We start from the raw sequence: 7,596 nt of genomic DNA, 5'->3' as shown, positions 1-7,596 counted from the left end.
GGTGCGGGGGTGGCGGCCGGTGCGCGCGAGGCGCGCGCGGCATCGCCGAACTGCCCTGGAGCAGCGTGTTTCTGAGTGTCAGTCACAGCCGTAACCTTCATCTCGGATATTTGGTGTCCAAGTTATAGCAGAATCCCGGACATCGGATGTCCGCGACCGCTAAGCTGGTGCCATGAAGATGTCCAACGGGGTCGAGTGGGCCCTGCACTGCTGCGTCTCGCTCAGTCAGGCGACGTCGCCGGTGCCGGTGGCCCGGTTCGCCGAGCTGCACGGGGTGCCGACCGCGTACCTGGCCAAACAGCTCCAGGCCCTCTCCCGCGCCGGCATCGTGCGGTCGGTGCCGGGGCCTTCCGGCGGCTATCGGCTGACCCGCGCACCGTCCGAGATCACCGTGCTCGAGGTGGTCGAGGCGGTCGACGGCCGGGAGCCGCCGTTCCGCTGCACAGAGATCCGCCGCCGCGGCCCGCTGGCGCTGTCGCCGGAGAGCTGCGCGAAGCCGTGCGCGGTCGCCCGGGCGATGGCGAGCGCGGACGCCGCCTGGCGAGGCGCGCTCGCCGACGTCACCGTCGCGGACCTCGGCCGCAGCATCGACACCGACAGCTCGGGCACCGCGATGCGCGAGCTGCGCGGCTGGCTGAGCGGCGCGGGCTGAGCGGCCGCGCACGACGGGGGCCCACGGGAGTCGCACCGCACGGGGGACACGAGATACGGCCGCGACGCACCACGGACGATGACCAGTTGAGGCGAGAGGGAGGTATCTCCTAGCGATGGGTGTCGGTGATGGTCGACCCGGCGGCACGGCGCCGGCCGGCAGGGTGCCGGGCGTGAGCGCCCAGCCCGGCGGGCCCCGGGTGCCCGGTGCCTGGCCGAGGCTGTCCGCCGTACAGCTCGTTCCGATCAGCCGGCTGCTGCCGGCCGACTCGCCCAGACGTCGGCGGGAGGACCCGGCGCACGTCAGGCTGCTCGCCGAGGCGGACGGGCAGTTCCCACCGATCGTCGTCCACCGCCGCACGATGCGGGTGGTCGACGGCACGCACCGGCTGCGCGTGGCCCGCGTCAGGGGCCGCAGCCACATCGAGGCGCGGCTGCTGGACGGTTCCCCGGAGGAGGCGTTCGTGTACGCCGTCGAGGCCAACACCTCGGGCGGGCTGCCGCTCACGGTCGCCGAGCGGACCGCCGCCGCGGCGCGCATCTTCCGTTCGCATCCGCGCTGGTCCGACCGGGCGGTGGCGGCGGTGACCGGGCTGTCCGCCAAGACGGTCGCGGCGCACCGTCGGCGCCTGGGCGGGGACGCCGCGCACAGCGCCTCGCGGGTCGGCCGGGACGGCCGGGTCCGCCCGTTGAACAGCGCCGAGGGGCGGCTGCTCGCCAGCCGCATCATCGCCGCCAGCCCGGAGGCGTCGCTGCGGGAGGTGGCCGCGAAGGCGGGCATCTCCCCGGGCACGGTCCGGGATGTGCGGGACCGGTTGCGTCGGGGCGAGGATCCGGTGCCGCTGGGGCAGCGCCGCACGCTCGCGAGGATTCCGGAGCAGCCGACGGCGCCGGCCCGGCCGCCGGCCCGGCTACCGGTGCGGGAACCGGCCGAGGCACCGCCGGCGGTGGCCGGCGACGCCAGGTCGGCGGTGTTCCGCAGCCTGTGCCGGGACCCGTCGCTGCGGCACACGGAGACCGGCCGGCTGCTGCTGCGCATGATGGAACCGCACATCGCGGACTCCGGGCAGTGGGACCGCCTCGCGGACTCACTGCCGACGCACTGCGCCGACACGATCTCCGCGATGGCCACCGCCTGCGCCGAGGTGTGGCAGGAGTTCGCCCTGCGGCTGCGGGACTCCGCGCGCCGACAGCCGCCCGTGTCGGCGCCGGACGAACGCGGCGTCGTACGCGGACGGCCGCTGGTGACGGGCTGAGTCCGGCCGCGTCGGAGGACGGGACCGGGGCCGGGCCCCGATGCGGGCCCGGGCGCCCGGCCCCGGCCGGTGAGCGCGCGTGACGGCGCTCCCGACCGGGCCCGGGGCACACCCGGACTCGGGCCGACGTCTGCCGACGGTCGAAGTGACGGAGAATCGAAGGAGCCGGAGGTGGCGGACGTGTGGGTGTGCCGAGCGGCGTCCGGGAGGGGGTCGACCGCCGGTCGGGCCGTCCGCGCCACCCGTTCAGAGGTCGTGGGTGTGGGAGTTGAGGATCGCCAACTGCAGTTGCTGCAGCGGATAGCCGGGCTCCAGCCCGATCTCGGTCACCAGCCTGGTCCGCAGGGTGCTGAACACCTCCAGCGCCTGGGCGCGCCGGCCGCTGAGCGCCAACGCCCGCATGTACTGGGCGTGCAGGCCCTCGTGGAAGGCGTGTTCGCTGGTGAGCGCCGCGAGGTGGCCGATCACCTCGTGGTGCAGTCCGGCTCTGATGCGGGTCTCGGCGAGCGCGACGATCGCCGAGAGCCGGGACTCCTCGAAGAGGCGCCGCCGGGACTCCAACACCGGGCCGGTCGGCACGTCGACGAAGGCGGGGCCGCGCCACAGCGCGAGCGCTTCGTCGAGCAGTCGGATGCCTCTGGTGTCGTCGCCCTCCGCGACGGCACGGGTACCGCGGTCGGTCAGCCGCTGGTACTCCATCCAGTCGACCGGGCCGCCGTGGCTGCGGAAGCCGTAGCCGCCGGCCTGGGTGACGAGCACCTGTCCGGAAAGCTCAGCCGCCGGCAGGCCGGTCAACCGCCGCAGCAGCTTGCGGCAGTTGAGTATGTAGGTCTGGAGGGTGCGCAGCCCGCTCGCCGGAGGGCTGTCGTCCCACAGCTCCCGGATCAGCACCGAGGTGGGGACCACCTGGTCGGCGTGGGAGACCAGGAGCGCGAGCACGGTGCGCATCTTGGGTGCGATGGCGACGACCTCGCCGGCCTCGGCGTCGCCGACGGTCAGCGGCCCGAGTACGCCGAAGTGGAGGGCGGACCGGTCGTCCCGGAGAGCGTGATCCCGGTCATCTAAGTGAGGTACCTGACACGTTGAAGCGCGCATACATCCCCCATCTCGCGATACGACCACCAGTGGTCTGGTGATGCGACGAGTAAGCGATCACAGCGCCGCCATTCTACGTAGCGGTCCGCGACGGAAGTCAGTGCGGAATCCGGTCGCGCACGTGCGTTCGTCCGGTACGGGGGCCCGTTGACGCTCGGTGATCAACCGCAGCTCAGCATGCGCGTTGAGGCTTGCCTAACCCACTGTCATGTGCGTGGGGAACTGTCGGCGAGGCCGTCCAACTGATGATCTTCCCTGGTTGCACGGCTTCCAGTGTCCAAAACTGAACGTTTGCCTTCCGCGGTTTCCTGATCCTGGCACCCGGCGGTCGGACGTAGCCGACCACCGTGAGTGTCCACCCGCGGTCGGCACCCCCGCCGTAGCCGAGCCGCACCCCCGCGCACGCGCCCGGACAGGCCGGGCGTCGGCCGGGCCTTGACGGCTCGCCGACCGTTTCTCGACATCGCACTGCCACGCTGCTGCAGGCCCGGCGCCCGGTCCCGCCCCCGGCGGGCCTCGTCCACCTCGTCCACCCACGCCAGCGCAAGGGAGCGCCTGATGGCGAGAGCAGCTCTACCCGGAACCTCACTGCGATTGGCCAGGTTGTCCGGGCACGGGGACGGCCGCTTCCTCCTCGTGCCCCTGGACCACTCGGTCTCCGACGGGCCGATCGGCACCGCCGACGGCTACGACGCGCTCGTCCGCGACATCGTCGCCGGCGGCGCCGACGGCATCGTCGTCCACAAGGGGCGGGCGCGCCTCCTCGACCAGCGGCTCCTCACCCGCTGCTCGCTGGTGGTGCACCTGAGTGCCAGCACCGCGCACGCCCCCGACGCCGACGCCAAGGTGCTGGTCGCCGACGTCGAGGAGGCGGTCAGGCTCGGCGCCGACGCAGTGAGCGTGCACGTCAACATCGGCTCCGACACCGAAGCCGCGCAGCTCGCCGACCTCGGCGCGGTCGCCTCGGCCTGCCACCGCTGGGGCATGCCGCTGCTGGCGATGATCTACCCGCGCGGGCCCCGGCTCGCCGACCCGACCGTGCCGGGACTGATCGCGCACGTCGCCGCCGTCGCCGCCGACCTCGGCGCCGACCTGGTCAAGACGGTCTACGCCGGCTCCCCGGACCGCATGGCCGAAGTCGTCGCCACCTCGCCGCTCCCGATCCTCGTCGCCGGCGGCGCCGACGGCCGCCAGGAACTCGGCGACTTCGCCCGCACGGCGCTCGCCGCGGGCTGCCGGGGACTGGCGGTTGGGCGTCGCGTCTTCACCTCCCGGTCCCCGGCGGACACCGTCCGGGAACTCGCCGGGATCGTCCACGGCCCCGGCGAGCTGTCCGGGCCGACCGACACCCCCCTTACCACCACCTCACGATTGGCAGGTGTGCTGTGAAGCTCAGTTGGATCGACGTCCGCACCGTCGGCTCGGCCAAGGACGCCATCGTCCAGGAGGCGATCCACGCCGGAGTGGAGGGCGTGCTCAGCGACGACCTCGCCGACCTGGAGAACCTTCCGCCCACCGTCCGCAAGATCCTCTTCCCGCAGGGCAAGCCGCTGCCCGAGGAGTTCGGCGCCGCCGACATCGTCGTCGTCGACCCGCGCAAGCACGGCGAGCCGGCCGAACTCGCCGGCCGGCACCCGGAGGTGGAGTTCGGCCGGTTCACCGAGATCGTGGACGCCGAGACGCTGGAGGACGCCTGCCGCTCGGGGCGCACCGAGAAGTGGAGCCTGCTGCTCTTCCGCGACCCGACGAAGATCCCGCTGGAGATCGTCATCGCGGCGGCCGCCCGCGCCCAGGGCAGCCTGATCACCGTCGCGCAGGACGTCGAGGAGGCCGAGATCATCTTCGGCGTCCTCGAACTCGGCTCCGACGGCGTGCTGATGGCCCCCGCCCGGGTCGGCGACGCCACCGCGCTGAAGCGGGCCGCCGAGACCGACGTACCGGACGTGCGGCTGGTCGAGCTGGAGGTCACCGCGACCGCGCACGTCGGCATGGGCGAACGCGCCTGTGTGGACACCGCGACCTACTTCGGGGAGGACGAGGGCATCCTCGTCGGCTCCACCTCCAAGGGCATGATCCTCTGCGTCAGCGAGACCCACCCGCTGCCGTACATGCCGACCCGTCCCTTCCGCGTCAACGCCGGCGCCATCCACTCCTACACGCTCGGCGCGGGCGAACGCACCAACTACCTCAGTGAGTTGACGGCCGGAAGCAAGGTCACCGCCGTCGACATCCACGGCCGGACGAGGCTGGTCACGGTCGGCCGGGTGAAGATCGAGTCCCGTCCGCTGCTGTCCATCGACGCGGTCGCCCCCGACGGGCGCACGGCGAACCTGATCCTCCAGGACGACTGGCACGTGCGGGTGCTCGGCCCCGGCGGCGCCGTCCTCAACAGCACCGAACTCAAGCCCGGCGACAAGGTGCTCGGCTACCTCCCCGAGGAGGACCGGCACGTCGGCTACCCCATCGCGGAGTTCTGCCGCGAGCAGTGAGCCGCGCGTGCGGGGTGGGGACACGCGGGTGCGCGCCCGGCGCGGTCCCCGCCCCGCACGGCTTCGGAGATTCCCAGGCGGACCGCCGGCCCCGGCCGGCCCAGACGTGCGGCGGGAGAAGCCCCGTGAGCAGCAGTGCCCAGCTCAACATCTGTCTTGTCGGTGCCGGCCCGCGAGGACTGTCGGTGCTGGAGAGGATCTGCGCCAACGAAAGGGCCGACCCCACGGACGCCGTGCTCACCGTCCACGTCGTCGACCCGCACCGGCCGGGGCCCGGCCGCGTCTGGCGCACCGACCAGGCCCGCGAACTTCTGATGAACACCGTGGCCTCCCAGGTCACCGCCTACACCGACGACACCGTGGAGATGGCCGGTCCCGTCGAGCCGGGCCCCAGCCTCCACGAGTGGGCGCGAGGCGTCGGCGACCTCAGCCCACTGGAGGCCCAACTGGGCTGCTACGACGACGTCGTGCTCACCGAGGCCCGCGCCCTCGGCCCCGACGACTACCCCACCCGCGCCCTCTACGGCCGCTACCTGGAGGACGTCTTCCGCCAGGTGGTCGTCGCCGCCCCCGAGCACGTCACCGTGGTCGTGCACCGTGCCACCGCGACCGCGCTCAGCGAACGCGCGGACGGCGGCCAACGACTCACGCTCGACAACGGCGACCACCTCGACCACCTCGACGCCGTCGTGCTCGCCCAGGGCCACGTCGACTCCCGCCGCCCCGCGCCCCTCGCCGAGCAGGCGGCGGAGTACGGCCTCGGACACCACCCGCCCGGCAACCCCGCGGATCTCGACGCCACGTCCGTACCGCCCGGTGAAACGGTGCTGCTGCGCGGCCTCGGCCTCAACTTCTTCGACCACATGGCGCTGTTCACCGTCGGCCGCGGCGGCCGCTTCGAGCGCGTCGGCGGCCGACTGCGCTTCCGCCCGTCCGGCCGCGAACCCCGCCTGGTCGCCGGCTCCCGACGCGGCATCCCCTACCACGCACGCGGCGAGAACCAGAAGGGCGCCCACGGCCGCCACACACCGCGGCTGCTCACCCCGGCGACCATCCGCCGCCTCGCCGAACGCCACCAAGACGGCGACCGGCTGCTGTTCGGGACCGACCTGTGGCCGCTCATCGCCGCCGAGGTCGAGAGCGTCTACTACGAGACGCTGCTGGTGGCGGCGGGCCGCCCCGCCGACGCCGCGGCCCTGGTCGCCGACTACCTCGCCGCCCCGGACGGCGAGCCGCGGCGGGCCGTGCCGCCACGGTACGGCGTCCCCGAAGACCGGCTCTGGGACTGGGACATCATCGCCCGCCCCTGGGGCGACCGCGTCTTCGACGGCCCCGAGTCCTTCCACCGCTGGCTGCTGACGCACCTCGCCGCCGACGTCCGCGCGGCCCGCGGCGGCAACGTCGGCGACCCGGTCAAGGCCGCCCTCGACGTCCTGCGGGACCTCCGCAACGAGATCCGCCTCGTCGTCGACCACGCCGGACTCGACGGCGACTCCCACCGGGACGAACTCGACTGCTGGTACACCGGGTTGAACGCCTTCCTGTCCATCGGGCCACCCGCCTCCCGCATCGAGGAGATGATCGCGCTGGTGGAGGCGGGGATGCTGCGGATCGTCGGCCCCCGCACACGGGTCCACGCCGAGGCCGGCACCCCGCTGCGGCCGGCCGGCTACGTCGCCGAGTCTCCGGAGGTGCCCGGCGCCCGCTACCGCGCCACGGTGCTCGTCGAGGCCCGACTGCCCGAACCCGACCTCCGCCACACCGCCGACCCGCTGCTGCGGGCCATGCTGGACGCCGGCCAGTGCCGCCTCTTCCACATCCCCGCCGGCTGCGGCCGGACGTACGAGACCGGCGGCCTCGCCGTCTCACGACGCCCCTACCACCTGCTCGACGCCGCAGGCGAGCCGCACCCGCGCCGCTTCGCCTATGGCGTGCCCACCGAGGCCGTCCACTGGGTCACCGCCGCCGGAACCCGGCCCGGCGTCAACTCCGTCACCCTCTGCGACTCGGACGCCATCGCCCGCGCGGTACTCGCGCTGCGCCCCACCGGGACGCGCCGCCCCGCCGCCGACGGTGCGGACGCCGCCGCACCGTCGGCGGCGGGG

Annotated in this window: 6 protein-coding genes; 5 read left to right on the top strand and 1 reads right to left on the bottom strand. The window is 73.6% G+C overall.

Annotated features, from left to right (window positions below):
• Positions 1 to 172: 172 nt before the first annotated feature.
• Together FNX44_RS21040 and FNX44_RS21035 are read left to right on the top strand one after the other, a co-directional pair.
• A complete protein-coding gene (locus FNX44_RS21040) occupies positions 173 to 652 on the top strand; it encodes an RrF2 family transcriptional regulator (RefSeq protein WP_143650174.1) in 480 nt (159 codons plus the stop codon).
• 172 nt (positions 653 to 824) lie between these two features.
• Positions 825 to 1,907: a ParB/RepB/Spo0J family partition protein gene (locus FNX44_RS21035; RefSeq protein WP_323369546.1), complete on the top strand. Its 1,083-nt coding sequence runs from the start codon at positions 825 to 827 to the stop codon at positions 1,905 to 1,907.
• Positions 1,908 to 2,153: 246 nt separating this feature from the next.
• Here FNX44_RS21035 and FNX44_RS21030 read toward each other — a convergent pair whose 3' ends face one another.
• Positions 2,154 to 3,002 (bottom strand): AfsR/SARP family transcriptional regulator, encoded by an 849-nt coding sequence (locus FNX44_RS21030; RefSeq protein WP_143650170.1) that lies wholly within the window; start codon positions 3,000 to 3,002, stop codon positions 2,154 to 2,156.
• A 558-nt stretch (positions 3,003 to 3,560) separates the two neighbouring features.
• On the opposite strand from FNX44_RS21030, the gene FNX44_RS21025 reads away from it, so the two are divergent.
• The 3 genes from FNX44_RS21025 to FNX44_RS21015 all read left to right on the top strand — a co-directional run.
• Positions 3,561 to 4,391 carry a 2-amino-3,7-dideoxy-D-threo-hept-6-ulosonate synthase gene (locus tag FNX44_RS21025; RefSeq protein WP_143650168.1) on the top strand — a complete coding sequence of 277 codons (831 nt, stop codon included), beginning with the start codon at positions 3,561 to 3,563 and terminating at the stop codon, positions 4,389 to 4,391.
• Positions 4,388 to 5,491, top strand: a complete 1,104-nt coding sequence (locus tag FNX44_RS21020; protein WP_143650167.1) for a 3-dehydroquinate synthase II family protein — start codon at positions 4,388 to 4,390, stop codon at positions 5,489 to 5,491. The genes FNX44_RS21025 and FNX44_RS21020 overlap by 4 nt, the downstream gene beginning before the upstream one ends.
• 125 nt (positions 5,492 to 5,616) lie before the next feature.
• A partial coding sequence (locus FNX44_RS21015; RefSeq protein WP_143650165.1) for an FAD/NAD(P)-binding protein occupies positions 5,617 to 7,596 on the top strand: 1,980 nt, incomplete at its 3' end.

Source organism: Streptomyces alkaliterrae (assembly GCF_007097205.2).
Taxonomy (GTDB): Bacteria; Actinomycetota; Actinomycetes; order Streptomycetales; family Streptomycetaceae; genus Streptomyces; species Streptomyces alkaliterrae.
This window is presented reverse-complemented; position numbering and strand designations above follow the sequence as displayed.